At 74.1% G+C, this 21082-nt stretch carries 23 protein-coding genes; 12 read left to right on the top strand and 11 right to left on the bottom strand.

Going from position 1 to position 21082, the window contains the following annotated elements; all coding sequences use genetic code 11:
• Positions 1-235: 235 nt before the first annotated feature.
• The 6 genes from AB0H57_RS25095 to AB0H57_RS25070 form a co-directional block, all read right to left on the bottom strand.
• Positions 236-673, bottom strand: a complete 438-nt coding sequence (locus AB0H57_RS25095) for a Rho termination factor N-terminal domain-containing protein (protein ID WP_357510410.1) — start codon at positions 671-673, stop codon at positions 236-238.
• Positions 670-1602 (bottom strand): AAA family ATPase, encoded by a 933-nt coding sequence (locus AB0H57_RS25090; RefSeq protein WP_357510409.1) that lies wholly within the window; start codon positions 1600-1602, stop codon positions 670-672. Before AB0H57_RS25090 ends, AB0H57_RS25095 begins: the two co-directional genes overlap by 4 nt.
• Positions 1603-1757: 155 nt before the next feature.
• Positions 1758-2603: an LPXTG cell wall anchor domain-containing protein gene (locus tag AB0H57_RS25085; RefSeq protein ID WP_357510407.1), complete on the bottom strand. Its 846-nt coding sequence runs from the start codon at positions 2601-2603 to the stop codon at positions 1758-1760.
• A gap of 97 nt (positions 2604-2700) precedes the next feature.
• Positions 2701-3456: a hypothetical protein gene (locus AB0H57_RS25080; protein WP_357510405.1), complete on the bottom strand. Its 756-nt coding sequence runs from the start codon at positions 3454-3456 to the stop codon at positions 2701-2703.
• 2 nt (positions 3457-3458) lie between these two features.
• Complete coding sequence (locus AB0H57_RS25075) at positions 3459-4250, bottom strand: ABC transporter permease (protein ID WP_357510403.1); 792 nt, start codon at positions 4248-4250, stop codon at positions 3459-3461.
• Positions 4247-5146: an ATP-binding cassette domain-containing protein gene (locus AB0H57_RS25070; protein WP_357510401.1), complete on the bottom strand. Its 900-nt coding sequence runs from the start codon at positions 5144-5146 to the stop codon at positions 4247-4249. The genes AB0H57_RS25075 and AB0H57_RS25070 overlap by 4 nt, the downstream gene beginning before the upstream one ends.
• A gap of 131 nt (positions 5147-5277) precedes the next feature.
• Between AB0H57_RS25070 and AB0H57_RS25065 the strand changes: the two genes are divergently transcribed.
• The 3 genes from AB0H57_RS25065 to AB0H57_RS25055 all read left to right on the top strand — a co-directional run bounded on the left by AB0H57_RS25065 (position 5278) and on the right by AB0H57_RS25055 (position 7849).
• Positions 5278-6534, top strand: coding sequence for a histidine kinase (locus tag AB0H57_RS25065; RefSeq protein ID WP_357510399.1), 1257 nt, complete (start codon positions 5278-5280; stop codon positions 6532-6534).
• Positions 6510-7211, top strand: a complete 702-nt coding sequence (locus AB0H57_RS25060) for a response regulator transcription factor (protein ID WP_357510472.1) — start codon at positions 6510-6512, stop codon at positions 7209-7211. Before AB0H57_RS25065 ends, AB0H57_RS25060 begins: the two co-directional genes overlap by 25 nt.
• A 191-nt stretch (positions 7212-7402) precedes the next feature.
• The gene (locus AB0H57_RS25055; protein WP_357510397.1) at positions 7403-7849 is read left to right on the top strand and encodes a hypothetical protein; all 447 of its coding nucleotides are present in this window, start codon (positions 7403-7405) and stop codon (positions 7847-7849) included.
• 129 nt (positions 7850-7978) lie between these two features.
• On the opposite strand, the gene AB0H57_RS25050 is transcribed toward AB0H57_RS25055, so the two are convergent.
• A complete protein-coding gene (locus AB0H57_RS25050; RefSeq protein WP_357510395.1) occupies positions 7979-8761 on the bottom strand; it encodes a D-Ala-D-Ala carboxypeptidase family metallohydrolase in 783 nt (260 codons plus the stop codon).
• Between the two features lie 319 nt (positions 8762-9080).
• Here AB0H57_RS25050 and AB0H57_RS25045 point away from each other — a divergent pair, with 319 nt between their 5' ends.
• Complete coding sequence (locus AB0H57_RS25045; RefSeq protein WP_357510393.1) at positions 9081-9722, top strand: hypothetical protein; 642 nt, start codon at positions 9081-9083, stop codon at positions 9720-9722.
• Positions 9723-9776: 54 nt separating this feature from the next.
• Complete coding sequence (locus tag AB0H57_RS25040; RefSeq protein ID WP_357510391.1) at positions 9777-10241, top strand: PPOX class F420-dependent oxidoreductase; 465 nt, start codon at positions 9777-9779, stop codon at positions 10239-10241.
• A 7-nt stretch (positions 10242-10248) separates the two neighbouring features.
• Here AB0H57_RS25040 and AB0H57_RS25035 read toward each other — a convergent pair whose 3' ends face one another.
• Positions 10249-10893, bottom strand: a complete 645-nt coding sequence (locus AB0H57_RS25035; protein ID WP_357510390.1) for an NAD(P)H-binding protein — start codon at positions 10891-10893, stop codon at positions 10249-10251.
• 77 nt (positions 10894-10970) lie between these two features.
• Positions 10971-12203: a serine hydrolase domain-containing protein gene (locus AB0H57_RS25030; protein WP_357510388.1), complete on the bottom strand. Its 1233-nt coding sequence runs from the start codon at positions 12201-12203 to the stop codon at positions 10971-10973.
• Between the two features lie 66 nt (positions 12204-12269).
• Between AB0H57_RS25030 and AB0H57_RS25025 the strand changes: the two genes are divergently transcribed.
• The 4 genes from AB0H57_RS25025 to AB0H57_RS25010 all read left to right on the top strand — a co-directional run bounded on the left by AB0H57_RS25025 (position 12270) and on the right by AB0H57_RS25010 (position 14951).
• A complete protein-coding gene (locus AB0H57_RS25025; protein ID WP_357510386.1) occupies positions 12270-12878 on the top strand; it encodes a pentapeptide repeat-containing protein in 609 nt (202 codons plus the stop codon).
• A gap of 141 nt (positions 12879-13019) precedes the next feature.
• Positions 13020-14021, top strand: a complete 1002-nt coding sequence (locus tag AB0H57_RS25020) for a hypothetical protein (RefSeq protein ID WP_357510384.1) — start codon at positions 13020-13022, stop codon at positions 14019-14021.
• Between the two features lie 75 nt (positions 14022-14096).
• Positions 14097-14534, top strand: a complete 438-nt coding sequence (locus AB0H57_RS25015; protein ID WP_357510382.1) for a nitroreductase family deazaflavin-dependent oxidoreductase — start codon at positions 14097-14099, stop codon at positions 14532-14534.
• 102 nt (positions 14535-14636) lie between these two features.
• Positions 14637-14951, top strand: a complete 315-nt coding sequence (locus tag AB0H57_RS25010; protein WP_357510380.1) for a hypothetical protein — start codon at positions 14637-14639, stop codon at positions 14949-14951.
• 45 nt (positions 14952-14996) lie between these two features.
• Here the strand turns inward: AB0H57_RS25010 and dacB are convergent, their stop codons facing one another.
• Positions 14997-16577, bottom strand: coding sequence for a D-alanyl-D-alanine carboxypeptidase/D-alanyl-D-alanine-endopeptidase (gene dacB, locus AB0H57_RS25005; RefSeq protein WP_357510378.1), 1581 nt, complete (start codon positions 16575-16577; stop codon positions 14997-14999).
• A gap of 448 nt (positions 16578-17025) precedes the next feature.
• Between dacB and AB0H57_RS25000 the strand changes: the two genes are divergently transcribed.
• Complete coding sequence (locus AB0H57_RS25000) at positions 17026-17307, top strand: iron-sulfur cluster biosynthesis family protein (protein WP_357510376.1); 282 nt, start codon at positions 17026-17028, stop codon at positions 17305-17307.
• Here AB0H57_RS25000 and AB0H57_RS24995 read toward each other — a convergent pair.
• Positions 17291-18376 carry a hypothetical protein gene (locus tag AB0H57_RS24995; RefSeq protein ID WP_357510374.1) on the bottom strand — a complete coding sequence of 362 codons (1086 nt, stop codon included), beginning with the start codon at positions 18374-18376 and terminating at the stop codon, positions 17291-17293. The two genes, AB0H57_RS25000 and AB0H57_RS24995, sit on opposite strands and share 17 nt — an antisense overlap.
• 317 nt (positions 18377-18693) lie before the next feature.
• Between AB0H57_RS24995 and AB0H57_RS24990 the strand changes: the two genes are divergently transcribed.
• Both AB0H57_RS24990 and AB0H57_RS24985 read left to right on the top strand, forming a co-directional pair.
• Positions 18694-19086 carry a cupin domain-containing protein gene (locus tag AB0H57_RS24990; protein ID WP_357510372.1) on the top strand — a complete coding sequence of 131 codons (393 nt, stop codon included), beginning with the start codon at positions 18694-18696 and terminating at the stop codon, positions 19084-19086.
• Positions 19087-19150: 64 nt separating this feature from the next.
• Positions 19151-20935: a glycoside hydrolase family 15 protein gene (locus tag AB0H57_RS24985; protein WP_357510370.1), complete on the top strand. Its 1785-nt coding sequence runs from the start codon at positions 19151-19153 to the stop codon at positions 20933-20935.
• Positions 20936-21082 lie beyond the last annotated feature (147 nt).

Below are 21082 nucleotides of genomic sequence, written 5' to 3'. Positions count from 1 at the left end.
CGTTCAGCCTAGGCGTCCGGCGGGCCGCCGGCCGCCCCGCCACGGGGCGGCGCGGAGTCACCGCCCGCCGGCCGGGCTCGAGTGAGGTCTGGCGTCTCGATGACCCCGGAGACGGCGATACCTCAGAGGAATATTTATGACTCTGAGGTATCCCGCTCGATCGACCACAAGGGCCCGATCCAGGCGACGCCGAGTGGCCGTCCCGACCTCGATGGGGCGTCGGTGGCCGGCCGGTCTAGCGGCGGCGGACGGCGGCCGAGTCGAGCCGGAACCCGATGGCACGGTCGACGATCCGCTCGATCAGCTCGCCCTTGCGCAGCCCGGTCACCCCGCGCAACCCGGCCCGGGCGGCGAGCGCCCGCAGGTCCCGCGCCGTCCAGCCGGCCAGGTACGCCGTACCGTCGGCGCGCCGGGACATGGCGGACAGCGCGGCGTGCGCCCGCTCGATGTCCGGGCCCGCGCCCACCGGCCGGGCCGGGGCCGCCGGCCCGTCCTCGACGTGGTCGGCCGGAACCGGTGCGGGGGCGGCCCCGGCGGGCGGTGGCGGGGGAGCGGCCACCGGCAGTACGGCCAGCCGGGCGCGGCCCTGCGCCAGGTCGGTCAGCTCCGCGGTGGTGAGGCCGGCCAGGAACTCGGCCACCCGGGCCAGCGCGGCCCGCGTCGGGTCGGTCATGCGGCCGTCCCGGCCGGCTGGAGGTGGTCCCAGAACTCGGTGGTGATCTGCCGCAGTTCCTCGCGTACCGGGGTGACGGTGACCCGGTCGCGCAGCACCACCGGCACCCCGCGCGGGGTGTTCGTGGCGAACAGGGTGACGTTCTCCCGCAGCGCGGTGGGGAAGACCGGCACGCCCAGCGCCCGCACCTGGTCCATGTAGCCCTGGTGTGCGGCGATCGGGCGCTGCGCCATCAGCTGGATCATGGTGAACACCACCCCGGCGATGCCCGGGGCCACCTTGTGGTGCCGGCGGATCCGGGCGAACCGGCGGGAGTCGGCGTTGTACCGCTCGACCAGCTCCCGCACGTTGCCGTGCAGGTAGTCGATGCCGAGGGTGGACAGGTAGTCGGCCTTCGCCGGGATGAGCAGGTGGTCGCTGGCGATGATCGCCGACTGGGTGACCACGTTGAAGTTCGGCGGGCAGTCGATGAGCACCAGGTCGTACGGGGCCAGCGCCGGGTCGTGCAGGCCCTGGTCGAGCGAGCCGCGCACCCGGAACAGCTCGGCGTCGTACTCCTCGCCGTCGGCCACGCCCCGGGCCAGCGCCAGGTCGATGTCGACCAGTTGCAGGTGCGAGGCGATCAGGTCGAGCCGCCCGGCGCCCTTGAGGTGGGCGTTGGCCGGGCCGGGGGAGACCACCAGCTCGCCGAGGGTCACCGCCGGGGTGTCCCCGCGCAGGCCGTCGTACCAGCGTTTGACGGTGCGCTCGTCGCGCAGCCGGTCCCGCCAGTCGTCGGGGTCGTAGAGGCTGAACGTCAGGCTGGCCTGCGGATCGAGGTCGATCAGCAGCACCTTCATTCCCCGGTTGGCCAGTTCGGCCCCGAGGTTGGCGGTGACCGTGGTCTTGCCGACCCCGCCCTTGTAGTTGATAACCGATACGACGTACACCGATACCTCCCCGACCGGGAACGGTAACGGGCGGTCCGGCGCTGTCCGGCACCGGACCTCGTGTCGAGCCTGGCTGACGCCCCGAGAACCGGGAAGTAGTGGCCTCGCCGGGTCGCGAGGCCACTACTTCCAGGATGGAGCGTGCTCGGTGGCCGTCAGCGCGCCGCGACGTGCCGCCGGCGGCGGGTGGCCACCAGCAGCAGCGTCCCGATGGCCAGGCCGCCCGACCCGGTCGCGCCGAGCAGCCGCAACGAGGTCCCGGAGGTGCCGGTCTGCGGCAGTTTGGGCCGGTGGAAGAGCTTGGCTGGGCCGGCCGACGGCGATCCCTTCGCCGGGATCCGGACGACGTCGACGAGCCAGAACCTGTTGTCCCGAGGTACGGCGCTCAGGCTCCACTCCCCGGTGGAGATGAGCCGGATCGGCGTGGACGTCCACCCGCCGTTCGGGTCCACCCGGACGTCGCCGGCGACCCTGGTCCACCTGCCCCGCTGGTCGGGGCGCTCGGGGTTCGCCTCGTCGACGCCCTCGGTGTAGAAGATCGAGACGGGGCCGGTGAAGGTCTCCCGGCAGTGCGGCTTCCCCTTCCAGTGCAGGGTGGCCGTCCAGGAGTCCTCGCCGGCCCGCTTCACCACGGTCTCGAAGCAGGTCGGTGCGACGGGTTCGGCCTTCGGGGCCCCGCCGCCCCACTCGGACCCGCCCGGGGTCCCCGGCTGCTGGCCGCCCCACTCGGACGCGCCGGGAGCCCCCGGGTGCTGGCCGCCATCCTCGGGCCCGGGCGGCTGGCCGGCGCCGTCCCCGGCGGGCTGGCCGGCGCCGGCGCCGCTCGCCTCGTCCGAGGCCCAGGTCGGCTGGCCCGCCTCGTCGTGCGCCGCGGCCACCGACGTCTGGTGGTACCGGACGGCGCCGTCATCGGCTTTCGCCGCAGGCGGTGAGCCCAGCACCGCGGACAGGACGAGCGCGGCGGTTCCCAACAGCAGCTTCGGGCGGCACAGTCTTCTCATGCAACGTTCCTTCAAGTAGGGCAGACGTGCCCACCATTGAAAGCGTTATCTAGGGCTTTGTCCTATCTATCCGCAAACTGCTGACGGAATCACCCGATCAGCTGTCCCCGGGCGGCTGGTATGTCGACTCAGGAGTCCCGGCCGGCCCGTCCGGGCCCGCCGTCCCGCTCAGCCGCCAGTACTGCCGCTGGCGCTCGTCGCGGACCACGACGCCGAGCCGGGCCAGCTCAATCCGCAGCTCCCGCGCGTCGCCGCGCCGGTTCCGCTCGACCGCCCGCTGCCGGGCCCGCAGCAGCGCGTCCGCTCCGGCCGGCAGCCCGGGCAGCCCCGCCACCCACCGCCGGTACGCGTCGCGGTGCGGATCCCGCTCCGTCCACGGCACGCCGTGCCGCCGGAAGGCCGCCGCCAGCCGCGCGCCGCCGAGGTCGGTCCGCTCCCGGACCAGCTCCTGCTCCTGCGCGCCGAGCAGGACCAGCGCCTTGTCGTCGAGGAAGGCCGCCCGCACCGCCGTACGCGGGAACTCCTGGACGTCGCCCGCCCGGCGCAACCGCACCCCGTGCCGGTCGACGGTGACGGTGAGCCGTTCCCGGGTGCCGGCCACGGCCACCGCCAGGCCGGCCAGGACGCCGACGGCGACCGCGCCGACCATGGCCCGGCGGTCGGGCAGCTCGGCGACCGCCCGGAACAGCCCGCGCCAGGGCACCCAGCGCACCTCGGTGGCGACCCACGGTGCGACGGTGGCGAACAGCCAGCCCGCGCCGGCGCCGAGCAGCGGGAAACCGCCCCACATCAGCGCCAGCTCGCCGGTGCCGCCGTCCACCGTGACCGCGTCGTCCCCGTCCTGCCCCGACACGGTCAGGACACCTCCCGCCGCAGCGTGCGCAGCAGGCCGGCGGCGACCGGTACGGCCACCCAGACCAGCCACGACACGGCCATCCGGCCCCACTGCCCGGCGGTCACGTCGGGACCGAACAGCGGTTCCATCGTCGCCGACGTGTCGAGCCACCGGGCCGGCCCGCGCAGCGCCGTCACCATCGAGGCGAGGATCGTCCAGACGGTCGGCAGCAGCAGATAGCTGACGACGGCCAGCGGCGTGTTCAGCAGCAGCAACCCGAACGCCGCGCCCATCAGCACGTTGACGACCTGCAACACCGCGGCGTGCAGCAGCAGTGACCACTCGAACTGCCAGCTGCCCGTCGCGCCGGTGGCCCCGGCGAGCAGCGTGCCGACCGCGGCCACCGCCAGGCTCACCAGCACCGACGCCAGCGCGGCCAGCACCACCGCCGCGAGCTTGGCCACCACCACCCGCTCCCGGCGGGGCACCAGCGCGTACGTGGTCAGCGCGGTGCGCTGCGACCACTCCGCGGTGATGGACAGGATGCCCACCACCGGCAGCAGCAGGGCGACCGGCAGCAGCGACGGGGTGAAGAAATCGGTGAACGTCTGCTGCTCGTCGGCGACGACGAACAGCTGCACGGTGACGATGACGGCCGCGATCGCCCCGATCGTGATCAGCAGCCAGCGGCCGGCCCGGGTGTCGACCAGCTTGCGCAGCTCGACCTCGGTCAGCCGGGCGAGGGTGGGTGCCCGGTCGGCGGGGCGTACCGGGACGGCGGGCGCGGGGGGCGCGGTGGTGTCGGTGCTCATTTCACGGACTCCTTCGTCGACGAGCCGGCGGTGAGGGTGAGGAACAACTGCTCGAGGCCGCCCGTGTCGGCCGACCGCAACTCGGTCAGGACCAGGCCGGCGTCCGCCGCCGCCTGCCCGACCGCGCCCGCCTCGGCCCGCACCACGAACCCGCCGTCGGTGCCGGCGGTGGCGTCCAGCCCGGCCCGGTCCAGGGTCAGCCGCAGGGCCTGCGGATCACGGGCGCGGACCAGGGTGCCGGCACCGGCGAGCAGTTCGTCCCGGCCGCCCTGGGCGACCACCCGTCCGCCGCCGATCACCACCAGCCGGTCGGCGACCGCCTCCACCTCGCGCAGCAGGTGCGAGGAGAGCAGCACCGTGCCGCCCCGGTCGGCGAAGTCGCGCAGCAGGCCGCGCATCCAGAAGATCCCCTCCGGGTCGAGGCCGTTGGCCGGCTCGTCGAGGATCAGCACCCGGGGGTCACCGAGCAGCGCGTGCGCCAGGCCGAGCCGCTGCCGCATGCCCAGCGAGTACGCCCGTACCCGGCGCCGGGCCGCGGCCGGGTTCAGCCCGACCAGGTCGAGCGTGGCGGCCACCCGCCGGGTGTCCACGCCCATCGTCCGGGCGGCCACGGCGAGCACCTCCCGGCCGGTGCGGCCGGCGTGCTGGGCGGAGGCGTCGAGCAGCACCCCGACCTCCCGGCCGGGGTTGGGCAGCCGGCGGTACGGCCGCCCGCCCACCGTCGCGCTGCCCGCCGTCGGTGGGGTGAGGCCACAGATCATGCGCATGGTGGTGGACTTGCCGGCGCCGTTGGGCCCGAGGAATCCGGTCACGGTCCCCGGCTCGCAGCGGAACGAGACGTCCTCGACGGCGGGGTGCGGGCCGTACCGCTTGGTGAGGTGGTCGACTTCGATCATGTGTCGAGCCTGCCGGCGCCACCCGGTCGGGCGCTGCGGCCGGCGGTCGAGCGGGGCACCGTCCCCGGTCTATGGTCGGCGTCGACTTTGGTAGCTGGTGGACCGGGCCGGCGGCTCCTTAGCATGGGCTGGTGAGCAGCGCCGTCGTACCGGATCATCCCTGGCTGCTGCCGGGCTCGCTGGCCCCGGCGGCGCCCGCTGCCCGGGCGGTGCGCCGCACCCCCCGGGACTGGCTCGTCGACGGCCTGGCCTTCCTCATCGCCCTGGGCTGGGTGGTGCTGTCCTGGAGCGACTCGCTGTCGCCGGACCCGCAGGTCGCGCTGAACGTCGGGCCGCCGTGGCTCAACGAGGTCGACCTGGTGATCGGTGTGCTGGTCGCGGCGGCGCTGTGGCTGCGCCGGCGCTGGCCGGTCGGGCTCGCCGTGGCCACCGCGCCGCTGGCGCTCTTCTCGGTCAGCGCGGGCGCGGCTCTGCTGATCATCCTGTTCACCGTGGTGGTGCACCAGCCGCTGGTGGTCGGTGCGGCACTGGTCGGCTGGCACCTGCTGACCAACCCGATCTACGTTGCGATCCGGCCCGACCCGACGATGTCGTTCTGGGCGTCCATGGCCTGGACGGTGATGTTCATCGGCGTCATGGTGGCCTGGGCGCTGTTCGTCCGGGCCCGACGGCAGCTCGTGCTCTCGCTGCGCGACCGCGCCGAACGGGCCGAGGCCGAGCAGCAGCTCCGGGTCGCCCAGGCCCGGCAGCTGGAACGCACCCGGATCGCCCGGGAGATGCACGACGTGCTCGCCCACCGGATCTCCCTGCTCAGCCTGCACGCCGGCGCCCTGGAGTTCCGGCCCGACGCCCCGGCCGGCGAGGTCGCCCGGGCGGCCGGGGTGATCCGGTCCAGCGCCCACGCCGCCCTTCAGGACCTGCGCGAGGTGATCGGTGTGCTGCGGGCCGAACCCGGCGTCGGGGAGACGGCCAGCCCGGAGCGGCCCCAGCCCACCCTGGCCGAGGTGCCGACGCTGGTCGCCGAGTCCCGCGCCGCGGGGGTACGGGTCTGCGTGGTCGACGAGGTGGTCGACGCGGCCGGCGTGCCGGTCGCGGTGGGGCGCAGCGCGTACCGGATCGTGCAGGAGGGGCTGACCAACGCCCGCAAGCACGCCCCCGGGGCGGTGGTGACCGTCCGGCTCGCCGGCGGCCCCGGGGACGGCCTCGCGGTGGAGATCCGCAACCCGTGGCCGGTGGGGGAGCCGGCGGGCGTGGCCATCCCGGGCACCGGGACGGGGCTGGTCGGCGTCGCCGAGCGGGTCGGTCTGGCCGGCGGCCGGCTGGAGCACGGGCGCGACGCCGAGGGCGACTTCCGGCTGACCGCCTGGCTGCCCTGGCCCGCCGCGTGAGCGCCGGGCAACCCCCGGTCCGGGTCCTGATCGTCGACGACGACGCCCTGGTCCGGGCCGGCCTGTCGATGATCCTCGGCGGGGTGCCGGAGGTCCAGGTGGTCGGCGAGGCGGCCGACGGCGCCGAGGTGCCCGAGGCGGTCGCCGCGTACGCCCCGGACGTCGTCCTGATGGACATCCGGATGCCCCGGGTCGACGGGCTGACCGCCACCGAGGCGCTGCGGGCCGCGCCGGATCCGCCCGAGGTGCTGGTGCTGACCACCTTCGACGCCGACGAGCAGGTGCTGCGGGCGTTGCGCGCCGGGGCGGGTGGCTTCCTGCTCAAGGACACCCCGCCGGCCGAGATCGTGGCCGCCGTACGGCGGGTCGCGGCCGGCGAGGCGACCCTCTCCCCGGCGGTGACCCGCCGGCTGATCGCGCACGTGACGGCGCCGGTGCCCGCCGCCGGTCCGGACGCCCGCCGGGAGCGGGCCCGGCGGCTGCTGGCCGGGCTCACCGCGCGGGAGCGGGAGGTGGCCGTGGCACTCGGCCAGGGCCGGACGAACGCGGAGATCTCGGCGGAGCTGTTCATGAGCGTGGCCACGGTCAAGGCGTACGTCTCCCGGCTGCTGGCCAAGCTCGACCTGAACAACCGGGTGCAGGTGGCCCTGCTCGTGCACGACGCCGGCCTGGCCTGACCGGTTCCGCCCCGAGGACGGTCCGCCGGAAGACACTCACGGGTGAGTGTTTCAGCAATGATGGTTTCACGAGTGAGCGTATTGACGGGTGACCGCGCGTTGAACCGCTGCCGCTCACCCTCCGTACCACCTGCCGAGGATGCGGTACGGCGCTTCCGCCGTCACCGATGCCGAGCTGCGGGAGGCCTGCCGTGCGAGTTGGTGAGCAGTCGACGGATCCCATCGACCTGATCCTGGGCGAGGTGCCGGTGCCGGCGCCGCTGACCCCCGAGGACGTCCGGCTCGCGGTGCGGGCGGTCATCGTGCACGCCGCCGAGGAGTGGCCGACCGGACCGCTGTGCCGCAACGACGGCGCCACGTACCCCTGCCGGCTGCACCGGTGGGGCCGGCGGGTGCTGGAGACCCACGGGCTCAACGAGCGTCAGATCGAGGCGCTGATCCGGCACGGCAACCCGTTCGTGCACGTGCCCTTCCCGTTCGTGGTCAACGGTCCGGCGCGCCCGGACCGTACCGTCGCCTCCGCCCCGCGCGGCCCGGTCGGCCGGGGTGTCCCGCCCGGGGTGCGGCCCGCCTTCCGGCCCGGCGGGCCCGGCCGGCCGGCCCCGACCGCCACGCCGCGCTGGCCCCGGGCGAGCTGACGACCGCCGCGGCCGGGCGTCGGGAAGACGCCGCGGCCGTGGTGTTCGGATCGGGGGCACGCCCGATCGCCCGGGTGCCGCGACGCCGGCCCGGCCCAGGACCCCCACCCGGGGCCGGGCCGGCGTCGCTCACCTACCGCGGATCCCGCACTTCGGCGCGGACCAACTGGTCGTGTTGCGTGACCGGTCGTCGTTGTTCTCCCGCCGGGAGTCCAGGTGCACGTGGTCGTTGTGGCCCGGGTAGCCGGGCCCGTAGAGGCCGCTGAAGCCGTGGTTGCGGCCCTGCCGGGCGACCTGGCAGAGCGTGGCGCCGCGGGCGGTCACGTCGGCGGCGTTGCCGTAGAGGTGCTGGCTGTCCCCGACCCCGCCGGCCCGGTTGTTGCAGGCCCGGCTGCGGAACCCGCTGGACACGGTGAGCGGCTTGTCGCCCAGCCCGCGGCGCAGCGCCTCCAGTTTCCACATGATCCGGACGGCGTTGAACCGGGTGCGTGACGCGGACAGCGGCCCGCCGGTCCACCCGCCGCGCCCGCAGCCGTCGTCCAGCTGCGCGTAGCTGAAGTGCCGGGGCGTGCAGTCGTCGTCCTGGATCTCGTACAGCTTGCCGAAGGTCTTGGGGCCGGCGATCCCGTCGGCCTTCAGCCCGTACGCGGCCTGGAAGCGCCGTACGGCGGCGGTGGTCTTCGGCCCGTACCGGCCGTCGTTCTCGACGATGTCCCGGTAGCCCGCCCAGCCGGCGACCCGGATCTGCAGCTGGCGGACGTCCGCGCCGGTGCGTCCCTGGCTGAGGGTGCGTTTCCAGGTGTAGCAGCCGTCGGCATGGGCGGCCGGCGCGGCGGCCACGGTGGCGATCACCGCACCGGGCAGGGCCAGGGCGAGCGCGACGGCGGCTCGCCGCAGGATGGTCAGGCGCACAGGAGTCCTCCAGGGTGCGGAGCGGATGGAAGTGGCGGGCATCGGGGCTTGTCCCGTCATCACTCACCTTCGCAAGCCCTGCTCGCATTCAGCCGCGAACGAGAACAATTCACCCTCATGTCGGTTGTTCCTGGGCACTAGCTGAGGAAGTGGGGCGAACCGCCAATCTCCAGCGTGGGATGAACCCCGGCCGAAAGGGGATGGCGGGCGGAAAACTCGCGCCATGACGCAAAGGCGGCGTGCCGCCACCGAGGGTGACTCCCGTCCCTTCCGCATCGCGAGGTACCGTCACGGCGGGCCTGCGGACGGGGAGGTGGGCGTGGCGCGCGGAGGGGTCTTCTGCGTCGAGGGGCAGTGGCACCGCGACCTGAACGAGCGCGGCTCGGTGCTGCCCACGCTGGAACTGCTCGAACGGCTCGGCCGGATCCGCTTCATCCACAAGGACGCCGCCACCCGGGACGAGCTCTTCTACTTCCTGGACCGCTGGCTGCTCAAGCAGTACGCCGACTACCGGGTCGGTTTCTTCGCCATGCACGGCGAACCCAGCCGGCTCTGCCTGACCGACTGGGATTCCGTCGAGCTGACCGACGTGGCGGAGCGGATGGCCGGCCGGTGCGAGGGGCGGCGGCTCTATTTCGGCAGCTGCTCGGTGCTGCGCGCCTCCGACGCCACGCTGCGCGATTTCCTGGAGGTCACCGGAGCCGCTCTGATCTGCGGCTTCACCCGCGACGTCGACTGGGTCGAATCGGCCGCCTTCGAAACAGTGCTGCTCGACGTGCTCGCCAACGGCCAGCGGCACAACGCCGCCGAGCTGCGGATGGGCTCGGCGCACTGGGCGCCGCTCGCCTCGTACCTGGGCTTCCGGGTGATCTACGCCAACGGCCGGGCCTGGCGGCCCAGCGGCCGGCCCCGGGTCCCCAACCAGGCGACCGCCCGCCGGGCCCTGGGCCACCCGCACTGACCGGCGCGGCTCCCGGCCCGGGCGGCCGGCTCCGCCGGCTGGTAGAACCGACACATGGCACGCAGCATCGCGAGCAACACCCGCGTCGACCGGGACGCGCTGACCGAGTTCCTCCGCCCCCGGCACCGGGTGCTGTTGATGACCACCCGGGCTGACGGCCGGCCGCAGTCCTCGCCGGTCTCCGGCGGCGTCGACGCGCAGGGCCGGCTGGTGATCTCCACCTATCCGGAGCGGGCCAAGGTGACCAACATCCGGCGCGACCCCCGGGTCTCGGCCTGCGTGCTCTCCGACGACTGGAACGGCCCGTGGGTGCAGGTCGACGGCACCGCCGAGGTGCTGGACCTGCCTGAGGCACTGGAACCGCTGGTGGAATACTTCCGCAGCATCTCCGGGGAGCACCCCGACTGGGACGAGTACCGGGCGGCGATGGTCCGGCAGGGCAAGTCGCTGATCCGGGTGACCATCGACGGCTGGGGGCCGATCGCCACCGGCGGCTTCCCCGCCCGGCTGGCCGACTGAACCGCGCTCAGTACGCGGCGGTGAACCGCATGTTCTCGAACCGCGGCTGCTCGATCTCGTCGACGACCGCCACCGCCAGGTCCTCGTAGGTCAGCACCGAGCGGCCCTGCGCGTCGGTCACCGGCTGCTCGGTGCCGGTCCGGTAGTGGCCGGTCCGTTCGCCGGGGTGGAACTCCAGCGGCGGTGGCGAGACGTACGTCCAGGTCACGCCGTCGGCGGCGGTACGGTAGACGGCCAGCGCGTCGGCCTGCCCCAACGCCGCCTCCCGGTACTCGTCGGGGAAGTCCGGCTCGTCGAGGAACGGGGTGCCCTGCGGGGTGAGCAGCGTCGACCCGCCCCCCACATGGATGATCCGCGGCGGGGCCGGCACGTCGCGCAGCACGGTGACCAGGTTCTGCGCCGCGTCGCGCCACAGGGACCGGTCGTCGCCGCCGCCGATCGCCACCACCAGCACGTCAGCGTCCGGCGCCAGCTCCCGTACGCTGCGCGCCGAGGTGACGTCGCCGGTGACCAGCCGTACCCCGGCCGGCAGGTAGCTGGTCGCCTCCGGGCGCCGCACCGCGGCGGTGACCCGGTGCCCCCGGTCGAACGCCTCGGCGGTGATCCGCGACCCCGCGGTGCCGCCGGCACCGAACACCACCACGTTGCTCATCGCCTGACCGCCTCCCGCCCCCATGCCGTCCGCCTCCCAGGCTATGGAGGTGGCGGGTGTCGGCGGGCGGTAACGGCTCAGTCGATCAGCGCGGAGTAGACCAGCTGGCGCAGCTGCGACCGCAGCGGGTAGGTGCTCGACGGCATCAGCTGGGTGAACAGCAGCGCCGTGACCTCCTCCACCGGGTCCACCCAGAACGCGGTGCTGGCCAGGCCGCCCCAGTAGTACTCGCCGACGCTGCTCGGCACCCGGGACGGCACCGGATCCAGCACCACGGCGAAGCCCAGCCCGAAGCCGATGCCGTCGAGGATCGTCTCGGAGAACCCCGCCGGGGCGAAGGAGGCCAGGTCGCCGCCGCCGGGCAGGTGGTTGCGGGTCATGAAGCGCACGGTGCGCGGGCCCAGCAGGCGGACCCCGTCCAGCTCGCCGCCGCGCAGCAGCAACTGGGTGAACCGGTGGTAGTCGGCGGCGGTGGAGACCAGCCCACCGCCCCCGGAGAACCAGCTCGGCTCGGTCAGCGCGGCCCGGCCGATGCCGTCGGCGCGGACCGCCTGCCCGGTGGCCGGGTGCGGGGCGTAGAGGGCGGCCAGCCGCTTGGCGTCCGCCTCGTCGACCCACCAGCGGGTGTCGGTCATGCCCAGCGGGCGCAGCACCCGCTCGGCGAGGAACGCGTCCAGGGACTGCCCGGAGACCACCTCCACCAGCCGGCCCAGCACGTCGGTGGCGACGCCGTAGTTCCAGCTCGTGCCCGGCTGGAACAGCAGCGGCAGCCGGGCCAGGCCGGCCGAGGCCGCGGCCAGGTCCGCGCCCGGGGGCACCCCCAGGTCGAAGCCCGCCTTCCGGTACAGGCTGTCGACCACCGAGGTCTGCGCGAAGCCGTACGTCAGGCCGGCGGTGTGGGTGAGCAGGTGCCAGACCCGGATCGGCTCGACCGCCGGCACGGTGTACGGCTTGAGCAGCGAACCCTTGTCGAAGACCCGAACGTCGGCGAACTCCGGCAGCCAGCGGCTGATCGGGTCGGTCAGCTCGAACCGGCCCTCCTCCCAGAGCATCATCGCGGCGACCGAGGTGAGCGGCTTGGTCATCGAGTAGATCCGCCACAGCGTGTCCGCCTCGACCGGCGTGCCGGCCTCCCGGTCGCGCAGCCCGTACGTGGCTGAGTGGGCGACCTCGCCGCGCCGGGTCACCACGATCTGCCACCCGGCCAGCCGGCCGTCGTCGACGTACCGGCCGAAGTGCTCGTCGATGCGCGCCAGCCGCGCGGGGTCGAAGCCGATCTGGTCCGGGTCGATGGTTCGCGCCACAGTCACCCGTCGAACCTACTAGCGGGTAGGCGGGCACCGGAAGGGTGTCGGTGGGTGGGTTAGCCTGGGCCGGTGCCGGAGCTGACCGAGGACACCGCCTTCGACGACACCGCCTTCCACGACGACGACTGGTACGCCGAGGAGTTGGTGGACCGGCAGTTCGTCCGCTGCTCCTTCCAGCGGGTCGACCTGACCGAGGCGCTCACCCAGGGCGCGGTGTTCACCGAGTGCGACTTCGGCAGCGTGCGCTTCAACGCCTCGCGGCACGCCGCCTCCGCCTTCATCCGCTGCACCTTCCGCCGGTGCAACTTCTTCGACGCCGAGTTCACCGGCTGCAAGCTGGTCGGCAGCACCTTCACCGACTGCGACCTGCGACCGCTGCGGGTCGACGGCGGGGACTGGTCCTTCGTCACCCTGACTCGCGCCGACCTGCGCGACGCGCGGTTCACCGGGGCGCGGATGCGGGAGGCGGACCTCACCGGGGCGGATCTGACCGACGCCACGGTGACCGGGGTCGACCTCTCCGGCGCGCAGCTCGACGGGTGCCGGCTCACCCGTGCCGACCTGCGCGGCAGCGACCTGAGCGCGCTCGACCCGAGCACCGTCGAGCGGGCCGGCGCGCTGATCGACCCGGAGCAGGCGGTCGTGCTGGCCCAGGCGCTCGGCTTCCGGATCGGCTGAGCCCGCAGGCCCGCCCGGCAGGGCCCGTGGTCCCGGGGGCGCGACCAGCACCGGTAATACCGGATGGTAACGAACTGGAAACGCCCACCGTCCGACATATGGCGCGTCGCGCCGCTGCGATGGCACCGTGAGGGGCCTCGCGTGCCGCGGGGTCGGGAGCACCGGGAGACGGAGGTGCGGGTGGCGGAGCGGGACCGGGCCGGTGAGTTGCGGCCGCTGAGGGCCGGCGGGCGGCGGGGCGGACCGGGGACGGCCGGCACCGGAAACGCCCACGGCGTACACCGGCTGGCGCCGACCGGGCGTGGCCGGCGTCGCGTGGACGTGCTGGTCGGGATCGCCGTGCTCGCCTGCCTGATCGCCCTGGTCAACTACCTCGGCGCCGTGCGCGACCGGGAGGCCGACCCGTCGGACGCCGGCGCACCGCCGGGAGGCGGGCTGCCCGGCGCCGCTTTCCCGGCCCCGCCGACCTTCGGCGCGTCGGCCGGTCCCGCCTCGCCCGGACTGCGGCCCCGACAGCAGCATCCGAGCACCCGGCCGCCCGCGCCGTCGCCCCCGGCCCGGCCCAGCCGCCCGCCCGCGCCGTCACCCGCACCGCCACCGGCACCGGCGGTCGCGGTCAGCCAGGCCGACGTGCCGGCGGTGGTCGACCTGACCGCCGTCGGCGGCGCCGACTGGGTGCACTGGGGCCTGGGCGGTGGGGCGGCGCCGGTGCGCAAGCGGGGCGGCTCCGGCGAGATCGCCGACGAGGGCGGCCCCGGCGCCCGCGGCGGCTACGACACCAACCCCGAGGGGTACGGCTGGCGCGACGGCGATCCGGTGGAGCGGATCGACGCCACCATGACCGGGGTCTACGTGTGCGACGTCGGCAACGGCTTCCGGCTGTCGGTGGCGGGCGACGGGACGACCCGCACCGCCGTGCTCTACGCCGGGGTGTGGATGGCCCGCGGCCGGCTGGACGTGCGGCTCTCCGGCGGCGGCCCGACCACCACGCTGCGGCTGGAGGATCCGCACACCACCCACACGGCGCAGTTCACCATCCGGTTTCAGGCGGCCCGGGGCGCGAAGGTGCTGATCTCGTGGACCGCCGAGGAGTCCTTCACCGGGTGCGGCAACGTGAACCTGCAGGCACTCGCGCTGCGCTGAGCCGCGTCGATCAGCCGGCCGGCCCGGGTCGACCCGGGTAGCGTCTCGGGCGGGATCGTAGAGCTGGAGGAGACGATGACGTCGAGCGAGCGGGTGCTGGACAGCCCGCAGGGCTGGGTCGCCGACCACATCCACCGGTACGTCGAGACGGGTGGTGTCGAGGGGCACGAGTGGCGACCGGGTGTCTTCACGCTGCTGCTCACCACCCGTGGGCGGCGCAGCGGCAAGCTCCGCCGCACCGCGCTGATCTACGGCCGCGACGGCGACGACTACCTGGTGGTCGCCTCCCAGGGTGGCGCCCCGCAGCACCCCGCCTGGTACCTGAATCTGCTGGCCGATCCGCGGGCCGAGGTGCAGGTGGGTGCCGAGACCTTTCCGGTCCGGGCGCGTACCGCCAGCGGCGGGGAGAAGGCCCGGATGTGGGCCACCATGACCGCGATCTGGCCGGCGTACGACGAGTACCAGACCAAGACCGACCGGGAGATCCCGGTGGTGGTGCTCGAACGGGCCTGACTCGGGGGTCGGGGCGCGGGACAGTTTGTCCGTCGCCCGCCGGTCACCTGGCCGTAACTTCTGGCTGTCCGGCTCCGACCATCCTCTGTGGAGGCCCGTTCGATGACCAACAGTGCCGTCCGACCCGTCACGCCGTCCGGCGGTCACGACGTGCTCCGGGAGATCCCGCTGCCGCCGTACGTGACCGGCGAGGACGTCCAGTTCGCCGTCCGGGCGGTGGTGGTGCACGCGCCACGGCGCTGGTCGGGCGGCACGGTGTGCCGCAACGACGCCAGCCCCTACCCGTGCCGGCTGCACCGGTGGGGCCGGCGGGTGCTGGCCCTGCGCGGCCTGCCGCCGGCGGAGATCGACGCACTGGTGGAGCGGGGCGACCCGGTGGCGCCGGTGGCGTCCCGTCCCACCCGGCCGGTGGCCTGATCCGGCCGGTGCCCCGGCCCCCCGGCCCGGGGCACCGGCGGTGGCTCAACAGGCGATCGGTTTCACCCACGAGCACTCCAGGCCCTCCGGCACGCGGGGGGTCTGCGGCGCGACCGGGACCGCCACCCGCGCCGTGGTCGGGCTCGCCACCCGGTACGACGCCAGCGCGATGGCGATCTGGTCCTCCAGGCTCTTGACCGACGACGCCAGGTAGTTGTTCAGCACGATCGAGAAGGCCAGCAGGTGGCCGTCGCCGTCGGTGGCGTAGCCGGAGAGGCCGGAGACACCGGTGAGGCTGCCGGTCTTGGCGTGCACGTTGTTCGCGGCGGCGGTGCCCCGCATCCGGCTGCGCAGCGTGCCGCCGACGAACCGCTCGGCGTTGCCGGCGACGGGCAGCGCCGCGTACCAGGTGTCGAACCACGGCTCGTCCCGGACCGCGGTGAGCAGCGAGACGAACTCGGCCGGCGGGATCAGGTTGCGCCGGGACAGGCCCGATCCGTCGCGCTGGCGCAGCGTGCCGGTGTCCATGCCGGCGTCGGCGACGTACTCGCTGATCGCGGCGAGGCCGGTCGACCAGGTGCCCCGGCCGGAGATGATCCGCCCGATCTCCTTGGTCAGCACCTCGGCGTGCCCGTTGTTGGACAGCTTCAGGAACGGCGTCATCAGCTCGCCGAGGGGCATCGAGTCGTGCCGGGCCACCGGGGCCGCCTCGGTCGGGGTGGCCCGGCCGAGGACCGTCGGGCCGAGTACCCGGATGCCGTGCCGGTGCAGCGCGGCCCGGAACACGTCCGCCGCGTACCCGGTCGGTTCCCACACCGTCATCCACTCGTCCACCGGGTCGTCGCCGACCTCGATCCGGCCGGTCACCACGACGGTGTCGCCGCCGTGCTCCCGCTCGAAGGAGAGGTCGGTGCCGCCCTCGGTCACCGTCACGGCCCGATTGTCGATCTTCACCCAGTTGTTGGCCGGGGTCATGGTCACCGCCGGCCGGTCACCGGCCGCGCCGCCGGGCGCGGCCCGCATGATCACCGTGCCCGCGTCGTAGTCGGTGTCCGGCGCGACGGTCAGCGCGGAGACCTGCGCCGCGTAGTAGTAGGACTCGTCGTCCCAGGTCCAGTCCGGGCCGAGTCGGGTGTCGTCGTAGCGGGTGTCGTCGGCGACCAGCTTGCCGGTGACCATCCGTACGCCCTCGGCGGCGACCTGGGCGGCGAGCGCGTCGTAGTCGGCGGCGAGCATCGTCGGATCCCCGCCGCCGCGCAGGTAGAGATCGCCGGAGAGCACCCCCGCGCGGCGGTTTCCGGTGCTGCGCACGTCGGTGGTGAAGCGGTGGCCGGTGCCGAGGAGCGCCAGCGCGGCGGCGGAGGTGAGCAGCTTGGTGTTGGAGGCGGGCACCAGCCGGCGGTCGCCGTTGCGGTCGTACAGCGTCTCCCCGGTGGTGGTGTCGACCACCACCACCCCGGCCTGCGCCCCGTCCAGCCGGGAGTCGGCGAGGACCGCGTCGATGGCGGCGTGCAACCGGGTCTGCGCCGGGTCGGGGGATTCGGCGGTGGCGGGTGCGCCGGCGCCGGCGGTGGCGACGAGCAGCGCGGTCAGCGCGAGCCCTCGGGTGAAGAGACGTCGTTGCATCCGTCGATGTTCGCACGGAGTTTTCTGTCAGAGAAGCCTCGGCGGTGAAGATTTGTTACCGACGGTCGGGCGGTACGCGAGGCACGGGGGCACCGCCCGGTCTGGTCCACCACGTCACCCCATCAGGTGAGCCCCCAGATCACGAAGCTGGCGACGGTGCCGCCGGCGAACTGGGCGATCCGGTACGTGAGCACCATCCATGACCTCAGCATAAGGACGGATCCGACATGTCCGGGTGGAAACGCCCCCGCTGTCGGCGGGCGTCGAGTCACCCGGCTCTATTTGACGGATGGTTGGTCAGGGGGCACGGTGGAGATGAGGGACGGCCCCGGTCGGCCCCGATCCCGCCCGCGGCGGCCCTTCCGGCCCCGCGCCTTCGGCCCGACGCGCGGGCCGTCTGCGGCCCCGTCGAACGGCCGCGATCCGACACCCACGAGGAGTCCTCAGCATGCTCACCATGACCGACAACGCCGTGCTCGTGATCCGCGACCTCACCGTGCAGCAGGACGTCGCCCCGTCCGGTGGGCTGCGCATCGCCGCCGACACCGAGGCCGGCTCGCTCACCATTGAACTGGTGCCCCAGCCGGCTCAGGGCGACCAGGTGGTGGACAACCAGGGCGCCCGCATCTTCCTCGACTCCGACGCGGCCGAGCTGCTCGGCGAGACCTCGGTCGACGCTACGGTTGACGACGAGGGGGTCGTCCAGTTCGGGTTCAGCGAGAAGGAGTGATCCGCCGGGCGGGCCGCCCACGCTCGGTGTCGCGGCCCGTCCGCCACGGGCCCGGTCCGCTCTCCGGGCCCGGGCCCGCCAGCGCACGCAGCACCCACGCCAGGTGGTGCGAGGTGCTCCACGCGGTCCAGTTCGCGGCGGAACTCGCGCCGGCCCCCCGGCGCGCCCGGCGCAGCAGCTCGTGGTCGCCCCAGGAGAACGCCGCCCCGGCGGCCGGCCAGTGCGGCGCGGCGACCAGCGCCCGGCACAGGTCGGCGAAGCGCTCGTCGCCCCGCCCACCCCGCCGCGACCAGCGGTAGACCCACCACTCGCCGTCCCCGGTGTACGCCACCGTGGGCAGCCGGTCACCCGCCGGCCCCGCGCCCGGCGCCGCGCAGCCGACCCCGTAGTCGCCGAAGCCGACGCCCAGCTCGGCCAGCCGCTGCCAGAGCAGCCAGTCCCAGCGCGGCAGCCGTACCGGCTCGTCGGTGAGCAGGCGGGCCAGGGACGGCGGCAGCCCGCCCGCCGTCAGCGTCACCGAGCACCAGGCGTGCCGGCGGGCCCAGTCCAGTAGCCGGCGCGCCCGCGGCTCGGCCTGCCGTACGTCCGCCGGGCAGCACACGTCCCCGGCGTCGATCAGCAGGTCGCACTGCTCCGGCACCAGGCCGGTGAACCGCCAGATCCGTTCCACCGCAGCCGTCGTGGCATCCGGGCCGGCCCGGTCCTGGCCGGTGCGCAGCCGGACCACCGCCCGGCGGGCGTACGCCCGCGCGGCCACCCCGTGCGCCAGCAACCGGCGGTCCCCCTCCGCCAGCCCGATCACCGGGACCAGCGGTACGCCCAGCCGGACCACCTCGGCGGCGGCGCCCTCCGGCAGTGCCGAGACGTCGACCGCCGGCAGCAGACCCTCGGGCAGCCGGCGCAGGCCGTCCACAACGGAGGCGTCCACAGTCGACAGCGCCAGGACCGGGGCGAGCAGCGGAAGCGCGGCCGGGTCGAGATGACCGAGCGCCTCCAGCTCGCCCCGCCGGCCCGGGAGGACGGGCCGGTAGACCGGGTCCACCGCCCGGCCCACGTAGGCGGGCACCATACCTCAATGTAGCCAGGTGGAAGCGTTGCGCACAGGCCCTTTCGGCCCGGGAACCCTTACGCGGAAGGCCCCCGGCGTGCAGACGAGCGCACGGCGCCGCCGGACCCGAGTCCCAACGTCGCCGCGCTCGGCCGTCTCCCACCACCGCAGCCCGACGGCGAGTACGTCGGCGGGGACCTGGCACCGACCGGTGCGGCCCGCACCGGTCATAGGCACTCGATCCCCCGTTCGCACGCGGGCAAACCTGGGAACCGTGGCGAATTCCACCATCTGCGAGTCCCGGCGTGATCTGCCGCCGGACCGGGTATGAGCGCGGCATGGAGCATTACACGATCGCGACGGTCGCCGAGAAGAGCCCGGATTTCCGCCAGGTGCTCTGGACCGGCGCGCACAGCCAGTTGGTGATCATGACCATCCCGCCGGGCGGCGAGATCGGCGAGGAGGTCCACGAGGGCATCGACCAGATCCTCACCTTCGTCAGTGGGACCGGTGAGGCCCGGGTGGCCGGCGAGAAGAAGGAGGTCGTCGCGGGGGACCTGGTGGTCGTGCCGGCGGGCACGAAGCACAACTTCGTCAACACCGGGCCGAACCCGCTGGTGCTCTACACCGTTTACGGGCCGCCGGAGCACGCCGACCAGGTGGTGCACCGGACCAAGGAGGAGGCCGACGCGGCCGAGGCCGCCGGCGAGGACGAGCCGCCGACCTCCTGACCCCGCCGTCCGGTCGCCTCTCCGCCGGAAGCATCCCGGCGCGCGAGACGGGTACCCGGCGCCCGTGGAGCAGCCGGCAATCTCCGACTACGGGTTCCTCTCCGACTGCCGCTCCGGCGCGCTGGTCGGCCGGGACGGCTCGGTCGACTGGTGGTGCCCGAACCGGTTCGACGGCCCGTCGGTGTTCGGCCGGGTCCTCGACCCCGACGCCGGTCACTGGCGGCTCGCCCCGCTCGCCGCCAGCCAGGTGGAGCGGTCGTACCACCCGGACACGCTGGTGCTGCGGACCGTGCACCACACCCCGGAGGGCAGCGTCGCGGTCACCGACGCGCTCGCCGCCGAGGTCGGCGCCCGGGGACACCAGCTGGGGATGAACTCGCCCGCGGTGCTGGTGCGGGTGGTCGAAGGGCTCAGCGGCCGGGTCCGGATGCGGCTGGACTTCGCCCCCCGGCCGGAGTACGGCCTGCTCACGCCGTACCTGCACGAGCAGGACGACGGCGCGGTACTGGCCACCGCCGGCCCGGTCACGCTGATCCTGCGCGGCGGCACGCTGCGGCTGCGCGCCGACCCCTACCGGGTCCGGCACGACTTCGAGGTCGACGCCGGTCAGGTGGTCGGCTTCGACCTGGCGTACGCCCCGGCGTACGGCGGGCCGCCGGCCCGGCTGGACCCGATCTTCACCCTCGCCGAGACGGTACGGGCCTGGGAGGCGTACCGGGAGACGCACCGCTACGAGGGCCGGTACCCCGAACCGGTCCGGCGCAGCGCCACCGTGCTCACCGGCCTGACGTACACCCGCAGCGGCGCGGTCGCGGCCGCGCTGACCACGTCGCTGCCCGAGCGAATCGGCGGCGACCGCAACTACGACTACCGCTACTCCTGGTTGCGCGACTTCTCGATGACCATGCGCGCGTTCTGGGTGGCCGCCTGCCCGGACGAGGCCACCCGGCTGTTCGCCTGGGCGGCCCGCTCGATCGGTCGGATCGGTGACCGGCCGGTGCCCGTGCTGTTCGGCCTGGAAGGGGAGCGCGACATCTCCGAGCACGCGCTGGACCACCTGCGCGGCTGGGGAGCCAGCCGGCCGGTCCGGGTCGGCAACGACGCCTGGCAGCAGCGCCAGCTCGACGTGCCCGGCGAGGTGATCTCGGCGGTCTGGCTGCTGCACGACTATCTCGGCGAGACCTTCGACGAGGAACTGCGGGAGATGGTGATCGGGCTGGCCGAGCAGGTCGCGACGACCTGGCGGCTGCCGGACCGGGGGATGTGGGAGACCCGGGACATCGAACGGCACTACCTGTCGTCCAAGGTGCTCTGCTGGGCGGCGCTGGACAGGGCGGTAACCCTGGCGCCCCGGCTGGGCGAGCGGGCCGACCCGCGCCGGTGGGCGGCCATCCGGGACGAGATCCGGGCCACCGTGCTGCGGGAGGGCTGGAACGAGCGGATCGGGGCGTACACCGGGGCTTTCGGCTCCGCCGAGCTGGACGCCTCGGCCCTGTTCCTGCCGGTGGTGCACTTCCTCGACGCCCGGGACCCGCGGATGCGCTCCACCATCGAGGTCATCGAGCGGGAGTTGGGCACCGACGACGGCCTGGTGCGGCGCTGGGCCACCGACCCGGCCGGGTTCGTACTGTGTTCGTTCTGGCTGGTGGAGTGCCTGGTGATGGCCGGGGAGCGGGAGCGCGCCCAGGCGCTGTTCGAGAAGGTGCTCGGCCAGGCCAACGATGTCGGCCTCTTCGCCGAGCAGATCGACCTGTCCACCGGCGGGCAGCTCGGCAACACCCCGCAGGCCCTGTCGCACATCGGGCTGATCAACGCGGCCTGGCGGCTCACCGACCCGAACTCGACGTGAGCCGGTCGCGCCCCGCCGAGAGTGATTGCCGGGGCCCCCGCCTATACCAGACGCGTTAAGCGGGGGCCCCTCCTAATGAGTGTTGCGGGTCGGCCTCAGGCAGACTCGTCCGGTGGTAGCCGCCGGTGGGTGAGCACTCGTCCCTCC

Source organism: Micromonospora sp. NPDC050686 (assembly GCF_040654475.1).
GTDB lineage: Bacteria > Actinomycetota > Actinomycetes > Mycobacteriales > Micromonosporaceae > Micromonospora.
This window is presented reverse-complemented; position numbering and strand designations above follow the sequence as displayed.

What these genes read in the sequence shown, in the direction of transcription:
- AB0H57_RS25095 (WP_357510410.1), bottom strand. Translation starts at nt 673, where the DNA reads ATGACCGACCCGACGCGGGCCGCGCTGGCCCGGGTGGCCGAGTTCCTG.
- AB0H57_RS25085 (WP_357510407.1), bottom strand. Translation starts at nt 2,603, where the DNA reads ATGAGAAGACTGTGCCGCCCGAAGCTGCTGTTGGGAACCGCCGCGCTC.
- AB0H57_RS25075 (WP_357510403.1), bottom strand. Translation starts at nt 4,250, where the DNA reads ATGAGCACCGACACCACCGCGCCCCCCGCGCCCGCCGTCCCGGTACGC.
- AB0H57_RS25070 (WP_357510401.1), bottom strand. Translation starts at nt 5,146, where the DNA reads ATGATCGAAGTCGACCACCTCACCAAGCGGTACGGCCCGCACCCCGCC.
- AB0H57_RS25040 (WP_357510391.1), top strand. Translation starts at nt 9,777, where the DNA reads ATGGCACGCAGCATCGCGAGCAACACCCGCGTCGACCGGGACGCGCTG.
- AB0H57_RS25035 (WP_357510390.1), bottom strand. Translation starts at nt 10,893, where the DNA reads ATGAGCAACGTGGTGGTGTTCGGTGCCGGCGGCACCGCGGGGTCGCGG.
- AB0H57_RS25015 (WP_357510382.1), top strand. Translation starts at nt 14,097, where the DNA reads ATGACGTCGAGCGAGCGGGTGCTGGACAGCCCGCAGGGCTGGGTCGCC.
- AB0H57_RS25010 (WP_357510380.1), top strand. Translation starts at nt 14,637, where the DNA reads ATGACCAACAGTGCCGTCCGACCCGTCACGCCGTCCGGCGGTCACGAC.
- dacB (WP_357510378.1), bottom strand. Translation starts at nt 16,577, where the DNA reads ATGCAACGACGTCTCTTCACCCGAGGGCTCGCGCTGACCGCGCTGCTC.
- AB0H57_RS25000 (WP_357510376.1), top strand. Translation starts at nt 17,026, where the DNA reads ATGCTCACCATGACCGACAACGCCGTGCTCGTGATCCGCGACCTCACC.
- AB0H57_RS24995 (WP_357510374.1), bottom strand. Translation starts at nt 18,376, where the DNA reads ATGGTGCCCGCCTACGTGGGCCGGGCGGTGGACCCGGTCTACCGGCCC.
- AB0H57_RS24990 (WP_357510372.1), top strand. Translation starts at nt 18,694, where the DNA reads ATGGAGCATTACACGATCGCGACGGTCGCCGAGAAGAGCCCGGATTTC.